Source organism: Microbacterium maritypicum, from assembly GCF_041529975.1.
In the GTDB taxonomy this organism is placed as follows: domain Bacteria; phylum Actinomycetota; class Actinomycetes; order Actinomycetales; family Microbacteriaceae; genus Microbacterium.
This window is the reverse complement of sequence record NZ_CP168030.1, coordinates 694,866-713,271: the sequence shown is the minus strand read 5'-3', so window position 1 is coordinate 713,271 and position 18,406 is coordinate 694,866. Positions and strand designations below refer to the sequence as shown.

17 protein-coding genes and 1 tRNA gene are annotated in these 18,406 nt (G+C 67.9%); 4 read left to right on the top strand and 14 right to left on the bottom strand.

Annotation, left to right across the window (positions count from 1 at the left end):
- Window positions 1–71: 71 nt before the first annotated feature.
- Window positions 72–1,079 carry a LacI family DNA-binding transcriptional regulator gene (locus tag ACCO44_RS03400; RefSeq protein ID WP_029263743.1) on the top strand — a complete coding sequence of 336 codons (1,008 nt, stop codon included), beginning with the start codon at window positions 72–74 and terminating at the stop codon, window positions 1,077–1,079.
- A gap of 5 nt (window positions 1,080–1,084) precedes the next feature.
- Here the strand turns inward: ACCO44_RS03400 and ACCO44_RS03395 are convergent, their stop codons facing one another.
- From ACCO44_RS03395 to serS, 9 genes are all read right to left on the bottom strand, one after another.
- Window positions 1,085–2,032: a carbohydrate ABC transporter permease gene (locus ACCO44_RS03395; protein ID WP_091035694.1), complete on the bottom strand. Its 948-nt coding sequence runs from the start codon at window positions 2,030–2,032 to the stop codon at window positions 1,085–1,087.
- Window positions 2,029–2,994, bottom strand: coding sequence for a carbohydrate ABC transporter permease (locus ACCO44_RS03390; protein WP_372468364.1), 966 nt, complete (start codon window positions 2,992–2,994; stop codon window positions 2,029–2,031). The genes ACCO44_RS03395 and ACCO44_RS03390 overlap by 4 nt, the downstream gene beginning before the upstream one ends.
- 6 nt (window positions 2,995–3,000) lie before the next feature.
- Entirely contained in the window at window positions 3,001–4,371 is a 1,371-nt protein-coding gene (locus tag ACCO44_RS03385) for an ABC transporter substrate-binding protein (RefSeq protein ID WP_372468363.1), read from the bottom strand.
- Between the two features lie 42 nt (window positions 4,372–4,413).
- On the bottom strand, window positions 4,414–6,057 hold the full coding sequence (locus tag ACCO44_RS03380; RefSeq protein WP_372469444.1) for a glycoside hydrolase family 13 protein: 1,644 nt from the start codon (window positions 6,055–6,057) through the stop codon (window positions 4,414–4,416).
- A gap of 179 nt (window positions 6,058–6,236) precedes the next feature.
- Window positions 6,237–7,241 (bottom strand): LacI family DNA-binding transcriptional regulator, encoded by a 1,005-nt coding sequence (locus tag ACCO44_RS03375; RefSeq protein WP_372468361.1) that lies wholly within the window; start codon window positions 7,239–7,241, stop codon window positions 6,237–6,239.
- A gap of 63 nt (window positions 7,242–7,304) precedes the next feature.
- A complete protein-coding gene (locus ACCO44_RS03370) occupies window positions 7,305–8,543 on the bottom strand; it encodes an LCP family protein (RefSeq protein WP_029263737.1) in 1,239 nt (412 codons plus the stop codon).
- A gap of 50 nt (window positions 8,544–8,593) precedes the next feature.
- Window positions 8,594–8,678 (bottom strand) — tRNA-Ser (locus ACCO44_RS03365).
- Window positions 8,679–8,721: 43 nt separating this feature from the next.
- Window positions 8,722–9,543 (bottom strand): HAD family hydrolase, encoded by an 822-nt coding sequence (locus tag ACCO44_RS03360; RefSeq protein ID WP_029263736.1) that lies wholly within the window; start codon window positions 9,541–9,543, stop codon window positions 8,722–8,724.
- Window positions 9,540–10,856, bottom strand: a complete 1,317-nt coding sequence (serS, locus tag ACCO44_RS03355) for a serine--tRNA ligase (RefSeq protein WP_372468360.1) — start codon at window positions 10,854–10,856, stop codon at window positions 9,540–9,542. Before serS ends, ACCO44_RS03360 begins: the two co-directional genes overlap by 4 nt.
- A 111-nt stretch (window positions 10,857–10,967) precedes the next feature.
- Here serS and ACCO44_RS03350 point away from each other — a divergent pair, with 111 nt between their 5' ends.
- Window positions 10,968–11,348 carry a nuclear transport factor 2 family protein gene (locus tag ACCO44_RS03350; protein WP_029263734.1) on the top strand — a complete coding sequence of 127 codons (381 nt, stop codon included), beginning with the start codon at window positions 10,968–10,970 and terminating at the stop codon, window positions 11,346–11,348.
- A gap of 34 nt (window positions 11,349–11,382) precedes the next feature.
- On the opposite strand, the gene ACCO44_RS03345 is transcribed toward ACCO44_RS03350, so the two are convergent.
- Window positions 11,383–11,913 (bottom strand): RNA polymerase sigma factor, encoded by a 531-nt coding sequence (locus ACCO44_RS03345; RefSeq protein WP_372468359.1) that lies wholly within the window; start codon window positions 11,911–11,913, stop codon window positions 11,383–11,385.
- An 82-nt stretch (window positions 11,914–11,995) separates the two neighbouring features.
- Here ACCO44_RS03345 and ACCO44_RS03340 point away from each other — a divergent pair, with 82 nt between their 5' ends.
- Window positions 11,996–12,994, top strand: a complete 999-nt coding sequence (locus ACCO44_RS03340) for a diacylglycerol kinase family protein (protein WP_372468358.1) — start codon at window positions 11,996–11,998, stop codon at window positions 12,992–12,994.
- 109 nt (window positions 12,995–13,103) lie between these two features.
- Here ACCO44_RS03340 and ACCO44_RS03335 read toward each other — a convergent pair whose 3' ends face one another.
- The 3 genes from ACCO44_RS03335 to ACCO44_RS03325 form a co-directional block, all read right to left on the bottom strand.
- Window positions 13,104–13,832 (bottom strand): hypothetical protein, encoded by a 729-nt coding sequence (locus ACCO44_RS03335; protein ID WP_262002179.1) that lies wholly within the window; start codon window positions 13,830–13,832, stop codon window positions 13,104–13,106.
- A 56-nt stretch (window positions 13,833–13,888) separates the two neighbouring features.
- Entirely contained in the window at window positions 13,889–15,349 is a 1,461-nt protein-coding gene (gene cls / locus ACCO44_RS03330; protein WP_105711041.1) for a cardiolipin synthase, read from the bottom strand.
- An 86-nt stretch (window positions 15,350–15,435) separates the two neighbouring features.
- Window positions 15,436–15,609 (bottom strand): hypothetical protein, encoded by a 174-nt coding sequence (locus tag ACCO44_RS03325; protein ID WP_168380830.1) that lies wholly within the window; start codon window positions 15,607–15,609, stop codon window positions 15,436–15,438.
- Between the two features lie 112 nt (window positions 15,610–15,721).
- Between ACCO44_RS03325 and ACCO44_RS03320 the strand changes: the two genes are divergently transcribed.
- Entirely contained in the window at window positions 15,722–16,846 is a 1,125-nt protein-coding gene (locus ACCO44_RS03320) for a DUF4192 family protein (RefSeq protein ID WP_372468356.1), read from the top strand.
- A gap of 16 nt (window positions 16,847–16,862) precedes the next feature.
- Here the strand turns inward: ACCO44_RS03320 and lysS are convergent, their stop codons facing one another.
- Entirely contained in the window at window positions 16,863–18,395 is a 1,533-nt protein-coding gene (gene lysS, locus ACCO44_RS03315) for a lysine--tRNA ligase (protein WP_105711039.1), read from the bottom strand.
- Between the last annotated feature and the right edge of the window lie 11 nt (window positions 18,396–18,406).

Sequence of the window (18,406 nt, the reverse complement as noted above, 5' to 3'; positions counted from 1 at the left end):
GTATGTGATGCGGGCCGCAGGTCAACCCCTGATGCCCGAACCGTGATCCGCCCGACGTCGAGAGGAGAGCCGTGCCGGTCAGCATCCGTGATGTCGCCCTCCGCGCCGGGGTGTCCGTCGGCACCGTCTCGAACGTCCTCAACCGTCCGGAAGAGGTCTCCAGCGATTCGGTGGCGCGCGTGAGCCGCGCCATCGAGGAACTCGGGTACGTGCGAAACGATGCCGCCCGCAAACTGCGCGCCGGCATCAGCACGACCGTCGGCTTCGTGGTCCTCGACGGACAGAACCCCTTCTACAGCGATGTGGTGCGCGGCGCCGAAGACGAAGCCTCCAGTCACGGCATCGCGATCCTCTACGGCAACACCGACGACGACCCGTCCCGCGAGAAGGTGTATCTCGACCTCTTCCGCGAGCAGCAGGTGCGCGGCCTCCTGATCGCCCCGTACGGCGACGTCATGACGCAGCTCCGCCGATTCCGGGCCAGCGGCATCGCCACCGTGCTCGTCGACAGGTTCAGCGCCGACAGCGGATTCTCATCGGTCTCCGTCGACAGCGTCGCGGGCGGACGTCTCGCGGTCGAGCACCTCATCGAGGCGGGGCGACGACGCATCGCCTTCGTCGGCGGCCCGTTCGACATGCGCCAGGTCACCGATCGGCTCGCCGGTGCACGCGCAGCTGCCGAGAACGCCTCGGTGCACGTCGACCTCGAAGTGGTCCCCACCTCGGCCATGACGGTGGAGGAGGGAGCCACCGCGGGCGCGAAGCTGCTCACCCGGCCGCGCCGAGAGTGGCCCGACGCCCTGTTCGCCGCGAACGACCTGCTGGCGCTCGGTCTGCTGCAGTCACTCGTCGCCGGGGGACGGGTGCTCGTCCCCGACGAGATCGCGCTGATCGGGTTCGACGACATCCCCTTCGCCGCCGCCGCCGCGGTGCCGCTCTCATCGATCCGACAGCCCAGCCGGATGATCGGGCGCACGGCCCTGCGCATCGTGCTCGAAGAGGCCTCCGACCCGGAGAGCATCCCCCGGCAGACCGTGTTCCCGCCCGAACTGATCGTGCGGCGCTCGACCACCGGCTGACCCGACTAGCCCTTCACGGCACCCCCGAGTCCGGCCGAGCGCAGGAACACCGACTGGAAGATCAGGAACATCGCGATCGGGATCAGCGTCGCGATCGCGAGGGCCGCGAGGAACACGTCGAGCTCGGTCTGCGACTGCACGGCGGGAAGTCGCACCGACAGCGGCTGCACCGATGGATCGGGCAGCACGAGCATCGGCCAGAGGTAGTCCTTCCACGCGGCGATGATCGCGAACACCGAGACCACACCGAGGATGGGCTTCGACATCGGCAGCACGATCGACCAGAACAGCCGGAAGGGACCGGCGCCGTCAGTGCGCGCGGCCTCGAAGACCTCACGCGGCAGGCTGTCGAAGAACCGCTTGACCAGCAGGATGTTGAAGGCGTTCGCCCCCATCGGCAACCACACGGCGAGGTAGTTGTTGAGCAGGCTCACATCCCCCAGCAGCGGCGGGTGCACGATCGTCAGATACAGCGGCACGAGCAGCACGATGCCGGGGATGAACAGCGTCGCCAGCACGAGCGCGTTCAGGATCGGCGCGTACTTCGGCTGCAGCACCGAGAGCGCATAGCCTGCGGTGGTCGCGATGAACAGCTGCACGAACCAGGCGCCGAGCGCGATGATCACCGTGTTGAAGAAGTACTGGTCGATGTGGATGTCGTTCCACGCGGTCGACAGGTTCTCCCAGTCCATGCCGTTCGGCCACAGCGCGAACGGCTGCTGCAGGGTGTCCTGCGTCGGCGTGATGGCCGACTTCGCGAGCCACAGGATCGGGCCGAGGCCGGCGACGACCAGCCCGACGGTGAGGAACACGTGCGTGATCGACATTCCGACGCGGATGCCGGGGCGCCGGCGCTCCGAGTCGGAGATGACCGTGCGGTCCCCGACGCGATCGGCGGCCTTCTCCGCCGCCTTCTCCGCGGCACGGGTCGAGAGGCGGGTGGTGAGGCTCACGTCGTGCTCCAACGGTCGGTCAGCGTGAAGTACAGCCAGGAGAGCAGGGCGAGGACGATGGCGAGCAGCACCGAGACGGCCGTCGCCTCTCCGTAGTCGCCGCCCAGGCTGTTGCGGAAGGCCTTGTCGTAGATGTACAGCAGCACGGTCTTGGTCGCTCCGGCGGGGCCACCGCCGGTGAACAGGAACGGTTCGAGGAAGACCTGGGCGGTCGCGATCACCTGCAGGATCAGCATGATGAAGAGGATGCCGCGCAGCTGCGGCAGCGTGACGTGCCAGATCTTCTTCCAGATGCCGGCGCCGTCGACCTCGGCTGCGTCGTACAGCTCGGGCGGCACGCCCAGGAGCGCGGCCAGGTAGATGATGATCGATCCTCCGGCTCCCGCCCATGTCGCCTCGAGCACGAGCGAGGGCATGGCCTGCACGGCGTCCTGGATCCACGGCTGCGGAGGGATGCCGACGAACCCGAGCACCGTGTTGAAGACACCGGACGGGTCGGCGCTGTAGAAGAACTTCCACAGCAGCACCGCCACCACGGGCGGGATCACGACGGGGAGATACGCGAGCGCCGAGTAGATGCCCTTGCCGCGGCGTACCTCGCTCATCAGCACGGCCATGAGCAGCGGCAGAGGGAAGCCGAAGAGCAGAGCGAGCACGGCGAACCACAGGGTGTTGATCACGGCCCGACCGAGTTCGGGGTCGCCGATCACGGCGAGGTAGTTGTCGATTCCGACCCACTCGGAGACGATCAGGTTCGTCTTCTGCAGGCTCATGATCACCGACTGCACGATCGGCGACCACGAGAAGAAGATGAACACGAACAGCATGGGAAGCACGAACAGGAGGTTCGCGAGCCCGCCGCCGCGGAACCACGTGAGCGGTGAGCGGCGGCGGGAACGGCGCACAGCGGGCGGCGGAGAGTCCTCCACCGCCGCCCGCTGCTCGGAGAGCGTCATCGTCATGGAGCGTTACTCGTCGAGCTTCGCCTGCGCATCGGCCTGCACCTGGGCGAGCAGCGCGTCGATGTCGGCGTTCTGATCGGTCAGGACGGTCTGCACCGCGGTGTCGAGGAGCGCGTAGACCTCCTGCGTCTTCACCTTCGGCTCACCGACCGGCGTCTGGTCCCAGATGCGGTCGCTGAACGGTGCCATCTGGTCGACCGGCACGTTGATGTAGTCGGCGATCCACTCCTGCGACTCGTCGTACAGCTCGCGGCTCAGCACCGGCAGCAGCGGCGTGCCGACGGCCTGACCGGACTCGTTCAGGGTCTTCGCGTCGAGGACAGCCGCGTCCTCGTCCATGAGCTTCTGCATGTAGTACCAGTCGATCCAGGTCACCGCTGCGGCCTTCGTCGTGTCGTCGACCGTAGGGCTGATCACGGCGATGTCGCCGCCGCCGAGAGTACCGGGGTCATCGCCCTCCATCGGCACGACCGTCATGCCGTAGATCGCCGAGTCCATGCCGAAGTCCCGCACGAGCGCGGTGTAGATGTCGGAACCCGAGGTGTACATGCCGATGTTGCCGGCCGCGAACTCCTGGTTGATGGTTCCCCAGTCGAGGTCGACCTTGGAACCGAAGGCGTTGTCCTCCCACTTCACGTCGTGCAGGAACTGCAGCGCGGCCTTGGTGGCGTCGTTGTCGATCGTCGACTCCGCCGTGCCGTCGCCGTTGTCGGTCTGCGTGCGGCCGCCGCGCGCCACCGTCTGCGAGGTGAGCTGCCAGCCGCCGGTGTTGTTGATCGCCATCTGCGCGTAGCCGGCCTTGCCCGTGGCATCCGTGATCTTCTTGGCCGCTTCGCGGATCTCGTCCCACGTCTCCGGCGGGCTGTCGGGGTCGAGTCCGGCCTGGTCGAACAGGTCGCGGTTGTAGTGCAGGGCTGCCGCATAGGCCTGGCGCGGGAAGCCGTAGATCTTGCCGTCGTCGCCCGTGACGCCGTCGAGGATGATCGGGTTGAACTTGTCGGTGTAGCCGAGCTCGTCGATGGCGTCGGTGACATCCATCAGCTGGCCGTTCTCGAGCAGCGTCTTGGAGTCGGTGAACGGCACGGTGAAGACGTCGGGCAGGCTTCCGCCGGCGAGCTGCACGGCGAAGGTCGGCCCCTCCCACTCGTACTCGACACCCACGATGTCGATGTCGGGATGTTCCTTCTCGAACTGCTTCTCCTGTTCGGCGAACGCCTCATAGGCGGCAGCATCCGCTCCCGGGGGGAACGTCGCGACCCGCAGCTCGGTCTTGCCGTCGGCACTGTCGTCGCCCCCGCTCGACGTGCAGCCGGCGAGCGCGCCGACCGTCGTGAGCACGGCGACGCCGGCGACGAGGGCTTTCATCGGTGACTTCATTGTCTGTGTCCTTCCATGTGGTGCTGATCGGGTGGTGCAGGGCTAGTCGGTCGCTCGCGACGAGCGCCCGGGGACGGCTCGGAGCGCGAGCCAGGCGGTGGAATCCGGGGGCAGCTCACCGTCGAGCGGGGCGCTGGCGAGAAGCACCTCGTGATGCGCGGGGAGAGGCACCGGCACGGCACCCAGATTCGTGATGCTGACGGTGCCGTCGCCGCGGCGGAACGCGAGGATGTCTGCTCCGAGCTCCAACCACTCCAGGGCGCTGCCGGCGAGATCCGCGATCCGCTTCCGCAGGGCGATCGCCGCGCGGTACAGGTTCAGGGTCGAGGCGGGGTCGGCGTCCTGCGTCTCGACGGTGAGCGTCGCCCAGTCGTCCGGCTGCGGAAGCCACGGGGCGCCCCCGAAGCCGTAAGGAGTCGCCGTCCCCGCCCAGGGCAGCGGAACCCGGCATCCATCGCGTCCCGGATCTACACCCCGGGAACGGAAGTGCATGGGGTCCTCGATCGCGTCGAGCGGCAGCTCCACCTCGGGCAATCCGAGCTCGTCGCCCTGGTAGATGTAGAGGCTGCCGGGGAGCGCGGCGACGAGCAGCGATGCCGCGCGGGCCCGACGCGCGCCTCGAACCGCGTCCGTCGGGGTGCCGAACCTCTTGCGCTCGAACGCGAACGACGAATCGGCCTGCCCGTAGCGGGTGACCGGCCGCGTGACGTCGTGATTCGAGAGCACCCAGGTCGCGGGGGCACCGACGGGCGCGTGCTCGGCGAGGGTGCGCGTGATGGAGTCACGCATCGCCTGAGCGTTCCACGGCTGCGTCATGAACCCGAAGTTGAAGGCGGTGTGCATCTCGCCAGGGCGCAGGTAACGGGCGAAGCGCTCCGCGTCGTCGAGCCAGACCTCTCCGACGAGCACGCGCTCGCCGTCGTATTCGTCGGCGACGGCACGCCAGTCGCGGTAGATGTCGTGCAGTTCGTCGCGGTCGATGTGCGGATGCCCCGAGGCCGGTGCCGTGCCGGCGGGGAGGTCCGGCAGCGCCGGGTCCTTGACCGGGAGGGCCGCCGAGTCGATGCGCACCCCGGCGACACCACGGTCGAACCAGAAGCGCAGGACGTCTTCATGCTCGCGCCGCACATCGGGGTGGTTCCAGTTGAGGTCGGGCTGCTGCGGCGTGAACAGGTGCAGGTACCACTCCCCCGGCGTGCCGTCGGGGTTCCGCGTGCGCGTCCACGTCTCGCCTTGAAAGCTCGACACCCAGTTCGTCGGCATCTCCTCGCCGTCTGCGCCTCGACCGGGATGGAACCAGAAGCGCTCGCGCTCCGGGCTCCCCGGCTGCGCCGCCAGCGCCTGCTGGAACCACGCGTGCCGGTCGGAGATGTGGTTCGGCACGATGTCGACGATCGTGCGGATGCCGTACTCGAGCGCTTCGGCGATCAGCTGCTCCGCCTCCTCGAGCGTGCCGAAGCGCGGATCGATGAGCCGGTAGTCCTGCACGTCGTAGCCGCCGTCGGCGAGCGGGCTCCGGTACCACGGCGTGAACCACAGGGCGTCGACGCCGAGGCTCTTCAGGTAGGGCAGCCGTGAGCGCACGCCGGCGAGGTCGCCGATCCCATCGCCGTTGCCGTCGGCGAAGCTGCGCACGTACACCTGGTAGATCACCGCAGTGCGCCACCATCCCTCGCCCGCGGGCATGGTCAGCGTGCGTGCGGGTGCGGCCGTGCGCAGAACGTCGGTGTCCACGGAACTCCTCGTCGTCGGTGGCGATGAGTCGAATGTAGCTTTCTCTAACGTTCCACGCAAGAACTAAACAGATTGTTGGAATTTTGCAATGCCTTGCAGGCGCACAGAAGACCGCACCTTCCGGGTGTCGGTCAGACCAGTGGCCCCGTCGAAGCGCGCAGCACCAGCTCGGGCTCGAACAGCAACTCGTCGCTCGGCTGGGAGGTGCCGGCGATCTGCGCGAGCAGCAGCGCGATGATCGCGCGCCCCATCGACTCGATCGGCTGCCGCACCGTGGTCAGCGGCGGTTCGGTGCAGCTCATCAGCGCCGAGTCGTCGAACCCGACGATGCTCACCTCTCCCGGCACCGACAGCCCCGCGCGACGTGCAGCACGCACCGCCCCGAGTGCCATCGGATCGCTCGCGCACACGATGGCCGTGGCGCCGGCGGCGAAGAGTCGCGCCGCCCCGGCCTGCCCCGACTCGAGCGAGTACATGCCGCGCACGATGAGGTCGTCCGAGAGCGACGCTCCGAGCTTCTCGAGCAGACGGCGCGCGGAGTCGAGCTTGCGCTGCGACGGCACATGATCCTCCGGCCCCAGCAGCAACCCGATGCGGCGATGCCCCAGCTGGTGCACGTGCAGGACCGCCTGCTCGGCCGCAGCCGCATCGTCGGTGGAGACGGTCGCGAACTGCAGCTCGGGGACGCGGGCGTTGACGAGCACGGTCGGCAGATTCACCTGGCGCAGCCGCTCGTAATGCTGGTGGGCGGCATCCGCCTGCGTGTAGTTACCACCGAGGAAGATCACCCCGGACACCTGCTGCGCGAGGAGCAGGTCGACGTAGTCCGATTCGGTCACCCCGCCGGCGTTCTGGGTGCACAGCAGCGGGGTGTACCCGTTCTGCGTGAGTGCGCCGCCGACGATCTCGGCGAAGGCGGGGAAGATCGGGTTCTGCAGTTCGGGCAGCACCAGGCCGACCAGACGCGCGCGCTCGCCGCGCAGCTTCGTCGGGCGCTCATAGCCGAGTACGTCGAGTGCCGTCAGCACCGCTTGGCGCGTGGCATCCGAGACGCCCGGCTTGTCGTTGAGCACACGGCTGACCGTGGCCTCGCTCACTCCGACCTTGCGCGCCACCTCGGCGAGTCGCTTCGACATGGGGTCAGTGTACGCAAGTTCTTGCAAGAACGCGCAAACGGATTGCGCTGATGCTGTCTCGACTCAGCGGACGTTGCCGTTGGAGCAGGTCTCCTGAGCCGCAGAATTGCCCTTGATCGAGTCCGGCAGCGCCACGACGTTGTCCGGCGTCGCCGAGGGATCCGGCGTCGCTTCTTCGACCGGCGCCGTCGGCTCCTGCACGACCACACCGTCGTTGCTGTTGTTCTGGTGGGTGATCTGCAGCTGCGCGTTCGCCTCGATCGCATCCCAGAGCGCCGCGGCCGCTTCCTCGTTGGGCACGACCTTGTTCGGGTCGGCATAGTCGGCACCGGTCGGGTACTGCACGAAGACGATGTCCTCGAACGGGACCGACTTCACGGCGAGCGCGATCTGGACGAGCGTCATCGGGTTGTTCGCCAACGACGTGCTGGCCTCGAGGTTGCTCAGCGCCGTGTTCGCCAGCTTGAGCATGACGGGCACGTTGCCCAGCACCTCGCCGCTGATCATCTTGCGGGCGAGGCTCGACATGTACTGCTGCTGGTTGCCGATGCGGCCGAGGTCGCTGCCATCACCGACACCGTGTCGGGTGCGAAGGAACTGCAGCGCCTGAAGGCCCTCCACGGTGTGCGTTCCCGCGGCCATGTCCAGACCGGTGTAGCGGTCCTTGATCGGGTTCGCCAGGCACACGTCGACGCCGCCGATGGCGTTGGTGATCTCGATCACGCCGCCGAAGGTCACGGATGCCGCGAACTGGACCTCTTGGTCGGTGAGTTGGGAGATCGTCTGGACGACACAGTTCAGGCCGCCGTCCGTGTAGGCCGTGTTGAGAGGCTGCTTGCTCATCGCCGAGTGCACGTTGCCGTCTTCGTCCGTGCACTCCGGGATGGGGAGCATCAGATCGCGCGGGAAGCTGACGACGGTGATCCGGCGGGGCTCCTGCGACACGTGCACCAGAAGGTTCACGTCGTTGAGTGTGCCCTCGGCGTCTCCCCCGGTGCACCGGTCACCGAACAGATCTTTGTACTTCTCTTCACAGGTGTCGACACCGGTGAGGACGAGATTGAAGCCGCTCTCGTACTCGCCGATGTCCGGCGGGATGACTTCCTGGCCGTCCAGGTCGACGGCGTTCGCCGCGACGGTGCTCGAGAAGTCGTACGCAATGTAGAAGCCGACGCCGAGACCGCTGACGAGCACCACGGCCAGACCGATCGCGATGAACCTCAGCAGCTGGCCGAGCGGGCTCGGGGTCTCGAGTTGACCGTGTCGCGCGATGGTACGGCGGCGTCGGGTGTTGTCGCTCACTCGGACCCTTTCGGATTCAGCGCCGGTGCGGGGTCACCGTGCTCACTATGCGGAGGGTGTGGGATTCGAACCCACGAGACATCTCTGCCCACTGGTTTTCAAGACCAGCTCCATCGGCCGCTCGGACAACCCTCCTCGACAGACGCATCTGTCGACAAGGCGTGAGTCTAGCCGAGTTCTATTCTCCCGCGCTGACCTGGGCGGGCGCTGGAAGCGTGTCGAGCGCCTGCGCCAGCCCGCCGTCCTCGACGTCGGCGGTGACCTCGCTCGCGGCTTCCTTCACCTCGTCCGGAGCCTGCCCCATCGCCACGGCCCGTCCCTCGAGGGAGCGTGCCCAGCCGAACATGCCGATGTCGTTGCGCCCGTCGCCGGCCACCAGGATGCGTCCGCCGTCGAGACCGAGCTCGGTGCGCACCTGCTCCAGCGCAGTGCCCTTGTCCACGCCCTGCGGGGCGATGTCCAACCACGCGGTCCACCCGATCGCGTAGGAGACCTCGTTGAGGCCGGCATCCGCCACCAGGCGATGGAAATCGTCTTCGTCATGCCCGGGAGAGACGACCACGATGCGGGAGACCGGCAGCGCGCCGAGTTCGTCGAAGTCGACCTGTCGGCCGCCGTCGAGCGTCCAGTCGTCGAGCTGCTCGGTGAACAACCTCTGCCCCGAGGCGAGTTCGACCATGTACCGGGCGTCCGGAAGACGGTCGCGCAGCAGTCCGAGCACGGGAGTCGGGTCGAAGGTCTCGACGTTCCAACGCTCCCAGTCGTCACCGTCGCGGCGCATCGTCACGGCACCGTTGGAGCACACGACGTAGTCGGCGGTGAGACCGAGCTCCTCGACATAGCGTCGCGTGGCCATCCAGCTTCGTCCGGTCGCGATGGTCACCACGTGTCCGGCATCGCGCACGCGCGCGACCGCCTCGGGCACACCGGGGCTCATGGTCTCGTCCTGCAGCAGGATGGTGCCGTCGACGTCGAGTCCGACCAGCCAGTGCCCCGTCATCGAGCAGCCCGCCCGTCACCGAGCGGCAGCATCACTTCGAGCCCGCCGAGGTAGGGGCGCAGCACCTCGGGCACACGCACCGATCCGTCGGCCTGCTGATGCGTCTCGAGCAGGGCGACGATCCAGCGCGTGGTGGCGAGCGTGCCGTTGAGGGTGGCCACGTGCTGCGTCTTCGCCGCACCTGGAGCGGCAGTATCCGTCGCATCGACGACCGGACGGTGCCGGACGTCGAGTCGGCGTGCCTGGAAGGTCGTGCAGTTCGACGTCGACGTGAGCTCGCGGAACGCTCCCTGCGTCGGCACCCACGCCTCGATGTCGTACTTGCGCGCCGCGCTCGAACCGAGATCGCCCGCGGCGACATCGATCACACGGTAGGAGAGCCCGAGGGAGGTGAGCATCTCCTCCTGCAGCGCGACAAGGCGCAGGTGCTCCGCCTCGGACTCCTCCGCAGTCGTGTAGACGAACATCTCGAGCTTGTTGAACTGATGCACCCGGATGATGCCGCGGGTGTCCTTGCCGTGCGAACCCGCTTCGCGGCGGTAGCAGGTCGACCAGCCCGCATAGCGGAGGGCGCCGTCGGCGAGGTCGACGATCTCATCCTTGTGGTACCCGGCGAGCGCGACCTCGCTGGTGCCGACGAGGTACAGGTCGTCGTCCTTGTCGAGGTGGTAGACCTCGTCGGCGTGCTCGCCGAGGAACCCGGTGCCCTGCATGATCTCGGGGCGCACGAGGGTGGGCGTGATCAGCGGCACGAACCCGTTCTGCAGAGCCTTGTCGAGAGCGAGGTTCATGAGGGCGATCTCGAGGCGAGCCCCGATGCCGCGCAGGAAGTAGAAGCGCGCGCCGGAGACCTTCGCTCCGCGCTCCATGTCGATCGCGCCGAGGAGCTCGCCGAGCTCGAGGTGGTCGCGCGGCTCGAAGTCGAAGGCGGGCACCTCGCCCACCCGACGCAGTTCGACGAAGTCGGCCTCGCCGCCGGCGGGGACGCCGTCGATGACGACGTTCTCGATCCGGGCGAGGGCTGCGGATGCCGCCTCCGCCGCCTCGTTCGCCGCATGCTGCGCCTGCTTCACTCGCTCGGCGAGGTCCTTCGCCTGCGCGACGAGGGCGGCCTTCTCGTCTTTGGGAGCCTTCGCGACCTGCTTGCCGAACGCGTTCTGCTTGGCGCGCAGCTCCTCGAAAGCGGAGAGTGCGGCCCGGCGCGATCGATCGGCCTCGAGTGCGACGTCGACGGTGCTCTGGTCGTTTCCACGGGCAGCCTGCGAACGGCGGACGATCTCCGGGTTTTCGCGGAGGAGTGCGAGGTCGATCATCTCCCAAGTCTACGGTGCCGTGCCGACGGCGAATCCGGATGTCACGCCCTCGCCGCTGCGTCGTCTTCCTCTGCAGAGGTCGGCATTCGGTCGACCCAGGAAAGGAACCCCATGACCATCCCCGTGACCTCCCTCGACCAGCTGAACCTGGCGTTCGCCGACCGGTTCAACGCCCGCGACCTCGACGGCCTGATGGCCTTGAACACGTCGGACGTCGTCTTCGTCCCTGCGCCGGGAACGGCCGTCACGGGCACGGCCGCCGTGCGCGGCGCGCTCGAGCAGTTCCTCGGGCTGAACCTGCCCATCTCGATGCGTGTCCGTCACGTCTTCGAGAGTGCCGGTACCGGACTCGCGATCGCGGACTGGACCATCACCGGCACCGGTCCCGACGGTTCCGAGATCGCCCTCGCGGGCACCACGGCCGATGTCGCGGTGCACGACGAGGTGCACGGCTGGCGGTACGCCGTCGACAACCCCTTCGGCACGGCCTGAACCTTTCGGGGGAGGTCCGACGATCGGGCCTCCCTCAGCCGTCACCCATGCCTGTCGTGCGGCAGGCCCGCAGCGCCTTGCGTGCCCGCGAGATCCGTTGCCGCGCGGCTGCGGGCTCGATCCCGAGGCGTGCTGCCACCTCGTCCGCGGAGAGACCGTCGACGACGGCCAGCAGCAGGGGCTCACAGATGGTCTCCGGCAGCGAATGCAGAGCCTCGAGCGCGCCGTCGAGGAACACGCGGATCTCCACCGCGGCATCCACGCCCGTCTGCTCGCCGGCGGTGTCGTCGTCGAGAACGGCCTCCGGCCGGCGCGCACGCTGCCGAGCCAGGTCGATGGCGACGTTCCGCGCGATGGCGTCGAGCCAGGAACATACGCGGCCGGGTTCCGGTGTCTCGAGATGCGCGACCGAGCGCCAGGCGCGCAGCAGGGAGGTCTGCGCAGCGTCTTCGGCATCCGCAGCGGGTACCCCCAACGAGATGCTGCGGCGACGGAGTCGGTCGGGTTCCGCCGTGATCAGTCCGGAGAGCACCGCGCGGGTCGCGTCGTCGGAACCATCGTGCATCCGGATGCTCCTCGTCCTCGCGACCGGAATGGCGCGGTCCGTTTGTGACCGACCCGGGCGCGTCCCGGTTTAGAGTAGCGCCATGACCACCAGCGCCCCCGTTCAACGACAGGCGGCGCTCATCTACAACCCGATCAAGGTCGACGGCAAGCATCTGCGTGCGACGGTGCGTGATATGTCCCGCGAGGCCGGATGGGATCACCCCGCCTTCTACCCGACGACCATCGAGGATGCCGGGCAGGGTGCGACGGCTCATGCGCTCGCACGCAACGTGGATGTCGTGCTGGTCGCCGGCGGCGACGGCACCGTGCGCGCGGTCTCGGAGGCGATCGCGAACTCAGGAGTCGCCCTGGCGATCCTGCCGAGCGGCACGGGCAACCTGCTCGCGCGCAATCTCGGCCTGCCGCTCGCCGATCCGGCGGAGATGATCCGTGCGGCGCTCGGCGACTTCCGCCATCCGATCGACATCGGCCGGGCGCGACTGACCCGTGAGAACGGCGACGAGGAGGAGCACGCGTTCGTGGTGCTGGCCGGCATGGGGCTGGACGCCGACATGATCGCCAACACCCGCTCGGATCTGAAGAAGTCCGTGGGATGGATCGCCTACGTCGACGGTGCCGCCCGCTCCCTCCCCCGCGCGAAGCCGTTCCGCGCCGTGTACCAGGTCGATGAGGGCCGACTGCATTCGCACCGTGCGTACAGTCTGCTCTTCGCGAACTGCGGCACCCTTCCCGCCGGCATCGCCCTCATCCCGGACGCATCGATCACGGATGCCGCCCTCGACATCGCCGTCATCCAACCCACCGGAGTGCTCGGCTGGTTCGCCGTGTGGCGCAAGATCTGGTGGGACAACTCCGTACTGCGGCGCTTCCGCGCGGGGCGCCGTGTGCTCGAACGTCGCGGCAAGAACGCGTCGGTGCACTTCTTCCACGGGGCCGCGGCCGAAGCCGCCGCTCCGACTCCGATTCCGATCGAGCTCGACGGGGACGAGTTCGGCGCCGCCGTGCGCATCACGTGCTGGGCCGACCCCGGTGCGCTGCTGCTCGCGCTGCCGCCCGGCCACCCGGTTCACATGCTCTGAGGCGGAGCGGCGCCCGTCAGCGCTTGCGTCGCTTGTTCACGATGATCACGCTGATCCCGGCCAAGAAGACGAGCGTGGCCCAGAAGATCTCCACGGTTACCCGTAGGGGTCAGCGGACCTCGACCGTGCCGTCGAGTCCACCGCCGACCAGCGTCAGCGTGAAGGTGCCGTCGTCGTCAACCGTGTCCTCCCCGAACGCGAGCAAGGTCGCTCGGGGTGCCATGTCCATGGTGCAGACCTGGTTCTCGTCGGTCACGAAGTACGCGGTTCCGGTGTTTCCCGCGCCCTCGAGAGACTCGATCTGCGGCAGGCAGCTCGACGATCCCCAGGTGAGCAGCACGAGGCCGTCGTCGTCGAGCCAAGCGGCGGACGGCTGGAACTCGGTCGTGCTTCCCGGTGTGCCGGTGGCGGCCGGGTCACCGTCGATGTCGACGTCGTCGGTGAGGTCACCGTAGGTCACGTTCAGGGTGATGTCCGACTTCGGGTCGACGCCCTCCGGCAGTGCGCCGAGGCTCGCCCGTGGAGCGAGATCCTTCGTGCACGGCTTCGGCGATTCGCCCTCGGGGTCGACGAGCGTCACGGTGACGGTCTGACCCTCGGCCGCGACCTGATCGACCTGCGGCACGCACGTCGATGAGCCCACCGTGATCACGGCGAACATGCGTCCATCGTCGAGCAGGGCGCCCTCGAAGTCGTTCTGGTCATCCACGTCTCCCGTGCCCGGAGCCGGCGAACTCGACGGGGCGTCGGAACCGGGGCCGGCGGTGCATCCCGCGACGAGGAGTGCTGCGGCGACGAGGCCGACGACAGAAGCGAGGGGACGAAGCGCAGAGGTCATGCTCACAGGGTAGCCCGCGGGCAGATCCCCCGGAAAGCCCGGATGGCCTGCGACGACTACTGCAGAGCGGAGGTCAGGCGGGCGAGGTTGTCGAGCACGGTCGAGCGCAGCGGCTGCTGCATCCACTCCTCGAGTGTCAGCTCACGGCTGAGGGAGCGGTACTTGTCCTCGACCTCGCGCATCTCCGTGACGAACTCCTCGCCGCGCACCAGCATCGAGACCTCGAGGTTCAGACCGAACGAGCGCATGTCCATGTTGCTGGAGCCGATGACGGCGACCTCGTCGTCGATGGTGAGCGTCTTGGTGTGCAGGATGTACGGCTTGCGGTACATCCAGATGCGGACACCGGCCTTGAGCAGCACCTCGTAGTAACTCCGCTGGGCGTGGTAGACCATCGCCTGGTCGCCCTCTTCCGAGACGAAGAGCTCGACGTGGACGCCACGATCGACGGCCGCGGTGACGGCGAGCAGCAGCGCCTCGTCGGGGACGAAGTAGGGGCTGACGATCATGATCTTCTTCTTCGCGGCATACAGCAGCCCGAGGAAGAGGCGCAGGTTGTTCTCGACCTCGAACCCGGGGCCTGACGGCACGACCTGGCAGTCGAGGTCGCCGGAGCCGATGTTCGCGTGGGCGATGTCGATCCCCTCGAGCACCGTGTCGGTCTCGCTGTACCAGTCGGCGACGAAGATCGCGTTCACGCTCAGCACCACCGGCCCGTCGAGGCGGACCATGAGATCGACCCAGTGCAGCCCGCGCTTGATGTTCTTCGGCAGGTTGTATGTCGAATCCGTGATGTTCTGCGACCCGAGGAACGCGATGTTGCCGTCGACGACGAGGAGCTTGCGGTGATTGCGCAGATCAGGGCGCTGCATCTTGCCCTTGAGTGGCTGCACCGGCAACATCAGGTGCCAGTCCGCCCCCATCGCGTTGAGTCGGGCGATCGTCTGCCGATACCGGGGCTTGCCCTGGTTGGCCCAGTGATCGAGAAGCACCCGCACCTCTACGCCACGGGCGCACACCTCTTCGAGTGCGCGGAAGAAGTTGTCCGTCGCCGTGTCCGACTGGAGGATGTAGAACTCGACATGCACGTATTCCTCTGCGGTGCGGATGGCCTCGGCCATCTCGTCGAGCGACTCCTGGTAATCGGAGATCAGGTGCGCGCCGTTGTCACCGGAGAGCGGCAGCGCTCCGAGCTTCTGATTCATCTGGACGATCGGACCGAACCACGCGGGAGCGTTCGGGCGCAGTGTTCCGAAGTGCAGGTGCTCGCTCGTCTCGGCGATGTACTCGTTGATCTGGTCCTGCTTGCGCCGACGTGCGCGCGGCAGGCGCGGGTTTCCGATCAGCAGGAAGAGGAAGACTCCGACGAACGGGATGAAGAACACCGCGAGGAGCCAGGCCATCGCGGCGGTCGGACGCCGATTGCGCGGGATGACGATGATCGCCGTGACACGGATCGCGATGTCGAGCACCAGCAGGAAGGCGGCGATCCACCAGCCCCAGGTCTCCGCGGTCATCGTGCACCTTCCCCACCGCGGTGACGATCACCTCGGGTGCGCGCCGAGGTCGGCGCGCTGGCTTCACAGTAGCGGATGGGTGGGACTCAGACGCGCGGCGGAAGGCCCCGTGCCGCGCGCTCCTCCGCCTCGATCTGCGCGTGGACCTTGCGCTCCGTGCGGTCGAAGCGGAGGATGCCGCGGAGCACGAAGACGAACACGATGCTCACTCCGATGGTCGGCAGAAGCGACCATGCCGCGGCGAGCCAGAAGTTGTCCATCACCCCATGGTACGCGAGCCACTCCTCGTGCACACCGCCGCGCATTCAGGTTCCGCGTCCACAACCCGGCTTTTCCGCCCCCGTGAGATCGCTGCTCCGAAACACTCTCGACATGACAACACTGCTGCGCGCCACCGATTCCGCCGCCTTCCTCGGCATCGTCCCCACTCTCGCTGGCTTCACCCCTCGTCGAAGCATCGTGCTGCTGCCCTTCCGCGGCACACGCACCGACGGGGCCATGCGACTCGATCTGCCCTCTGACGGGACCGACCTCGCGTTGTACGCCGACGCTGCGGTCGGCCTCGTCGCCCGCGTCCAAGGGACCGATGCCGTCGCCGTGGTCGTGTACACGGACGAGCCTTCGCACGCTACCCGCGACGGCCTCGTCCTCCCCCATGCCGTGGCCGTCGACGAACTTCTCGGCTGCGCGGAGGACGCGGGACTCCGCGTCGTCGATGCGCTCTGCGTGACCCCCTCCGGGTGGTCGAGCTATGTGGAGAGCGACCCCGACCTCCACTCGCTGGCAGAGATCTGCAGTCCCACCGAGGGACCGACCGCGCCTGGCGTCTCGGAGGACCAGGCTGCGGGGGCTCGACTGCCCGAGGTGGATCGTGCCGAGAAAGAACGAGTGGGGAGAGCGGCACTCGAACTCGCGGCACTGCTCGATGGAGAGGGCAACGGAAAGGGCCGGCTGACCGGACGGGAGAATCCGCAGCTGATCGCCGCGCTCGTGCTGCTCGAAGACGTGCCGGCGTTCTTCGAATCGGTGCTCGCGGCCCCCGATGCTCTTCCGCCCTATGCGACCGCGACGCTGCTGTGGTGCCTGGAACGTCCACTGCTCCGAGATGTCGCGATCGCGCAGTGGGCGAGCGACCTCGCGGGAGGCGTCCGCGCGCTCGACGCGCAGACCGCGTTCGCGAAGTCCGGCGAGATGGTCCCCGACGAGCTCGGACGGTTGTTCCTGGGGCAGGGTCCCGCCCCGGACCTCGATCGGCTCCGCCTCGCACTGTCCGTCGTACGCGAGGCAGCAGCGCGGGCACCCCGCGAGGCCCGACCAGCACCTCTCACCGCGGCGGCCTGGCTGTCGTGGGCGCTGGGGCGAGCCACCCACGCCGCCCGCTATCTGGGACTGGTCCGCGAGATCGACCCGCGATACTCGCTGGCCGCCCTGCTGGAGACCATGATCGCCGGCGCGATGCTTCCGGAATGGGCGTTCCGTCGACGCTCGGCGGCATGACCGCAGGCTTCGGAGACTACTTGACGAGCGGGAAGAGGATCGTCTCGCGGATGCCGAGGCCGGTGATCGCCATCAGCAGACGATCGATCCCCATTCCCATTCCGCCGGACGGCGGCATGCCGTGCTCGAGCGCCCGCAGGAACTCCTCATCGACCGGCATCGCCTCGACATCGCCGCGCGCGGCGAGCTTGGCCTGCGCTTCGAACCGTTCCCGCTGGATCACCGGGTCGACGAGCTCGGAGTATCCGGTCGCCAGCTCGAACCCCCGGATGTACAGGTCCCACTTCTCCACGACGCCGGCGATCGAGCGGTGCTCGCGCACGAGGGGCGACGTGTCGACGGGGAAGTCCATCACGAAGGTCGGGCGGACCAGGTCGCCCTTCACGAAGTGCTCCCACAGCTCTTCGACGAGCTTGCCGTGGGTGGCCTGCGGAGGAAGATCGACGTCGTTCGCCTCGGCGAACGCGATGAGGTCCTCGACCGAGTCCTGCGGTGTGACCGTGCGACCGGATGCCGCCGAGAGGGACTCGTACATCGAGATGCGGTCCCAGTCCCCGCCGAGGTCGTACTCGGTGCCGTCGGCCCAGGTCACGGTCGTCGAACCGGCAACCGCGATCGCCGCCTTCTGCACGAGCTCCTGCGTGAGCGCGGCCATCTGGCTGTAGTCGCCGTACGCTTGGTAGGCCTCGAGCATCGCGAACTCGGGGCTGTGCGTGGAGTCGGCTCCCTCGTTGCGGAAGTTCCGGTTGATCTCGTACACACGCTCGATACCGCCGACGACCGCACGCTTCAGGTAGAGCTCGGGCGCGATGCGCAGGTACAGCTCGGTGTCGAACGCGTTCGAGTGCGTGATGAAGGGACGTGCGGAGGCGCCGCCGTGCTGCACCTGCAGCATGGGGGTCTCGACCTCGAGGTAGTCGTGGCTCGTGAACGTCGCGCGCAGGCTCGCATTCACCGCGGCACGGGCACGCACGGTCGTCCGTGCCTGCTCGCGGACGATGAGGTCGAGGTAGCGGCTGCGCACACGCCCTTCCTCGCTGAGCTCGGAGTACGCATTGGGGAGCGGGAGGATCGCCTTGGAAGCGATCGCCCAGCCATCGGCCATGACCGACAGCTCTCCACGGCGGCTGGAGATGACTTCGCCATGCACGAAGACGTGGTCGCCCAGGTCGACGTATTCCTTCCAGTCCGCGAGCGACTCCTCGCCGACGTTCGCGAGCGAGATCATCGCCTGGATGCGCGAGCCGTCGCCGGCCTGCAGGGTGGCGAAGCAGAGCTTGCCCGTGTTGCGGCTGAACACGACGCGACCCGCGACACCGACGACGACACCCGTCTCGGCGCCCGCCTCGAGCTCGCCGTACTCGGCGCGCAGCGCGGGAATCGTGTGCGTGACCGGCACGCCGACCGGGAACGCTCCCCCACCGGCATCCGTGCGCTTCTCGATCAGGCGCTCACGCTTGGCGAGGCGCACGGCCTTCTGCTCATGAACGTCCTCTTCGAGAGAAGGTTCGGTCGAGGCCGATTCGGGCGCGGCAGACGCGTCAGTCATGTGGGGGGCTC

Bases quoted from the DNA above. Each gene is read 5' to 3' on its own strand.
- ACCO44_RS03390 (WP_372468364.1), bottom strand. From the start codon at position 2,994: ATGACGATGACGCTCTCCGAGCAGCGGGCGGCGGTGGAGGACTCTCCG.
- ACCO44_RS03385 (WP_372468363.1), bottom strand. From the start codon at position 4,371: ATGAAGTCACCGATGAAAGCCCTCGTCGCCGGCGTCGCCGTGCTCACG.
- ACCO44_RS03380 (WP_372469444.1), bottom strand. From the start codon at position 6,057: ATGCCCGCGGGCGAGGGATGGTGGCGCACTGCGGTGATCTACCAGGTG.
- ACCO44_RS03375 (WP_372468361.1), bottom strand. From the start codon at position 7,241: ATGTCGAAGCGACTCGCCGAGGTGGCGCGCAAGGTCGGAGTGAGCGAG.
- ACCO44_RS03360 (WP_029263736.1), bottom strand. From the start codon at position 9,543: ATGACGGGGCACTGGCTGGTCGGACTCGACGTCGACGGCACCATCCTG.
- serS (WP_372468360.1), bottom strand. From the start codon at position 10,856: ATGATCGACCTCGCACTCCTCCGCGAAAACCCGGAGATCGTCCGCCGT.
- ACCO44_RS03350 (WP_029263734.1), top strand. From the start codon at position 10,968: ATGACCATCCCCGTGACCTCCCTCGACCAGCTGAACCTGGCGTTCGCC.
- ACCO44_RS03345 (WP_372468359.1), bottom strand. From the start codon at position 11,913: ATGCACGATGGTTCCGACGACGCGACCCGCGCGGTGCTCTCCGGACTG.
- ACCO44_RS03340 (WP_372468358.1), top strand. From the start codon at position 11,996: ATGACCACCAGCGCCCCCGTTCAACGACAGGCGGCGCTCATCTACAAC.
- ACCO44_RS03335 (WP_262002179.1), bottom strand. From the start codon at position 13,832: ATGACCTCTGCGCTTCGTCCCCTCGCTTCTGTCGTCGGCCTCGTCGCC.
- cls (WP_105711041.1), bottom strand. From the start codon at position 15,349: ATGACCGCGGAGACCTGGGGCTGGTGGATCGCCGCCTTCCTGCTGGTG.
- ACCO44_RS03325 (WP_168380830.1), bottom strand. From the start codon at position 15,609: ATGGACAACTTCTGGCTCGCCGCGGCATGGTCGCTTCTGCCGACCATC.
- ACCO44_RS03320 (WP_372468356.1), top strand. From the start codon at position 15,722: ATGACAACACTGCTGCGCGCCACCGATTCCGCCGCCTTCCTCGGCATC.
- lysS (WP_105711039.1), bottom strand. From the start codon at position 18,395: ATGACTGACGCGTCTGCCGCGCCCGAATCGGCCTCGACCGAACCTTCT.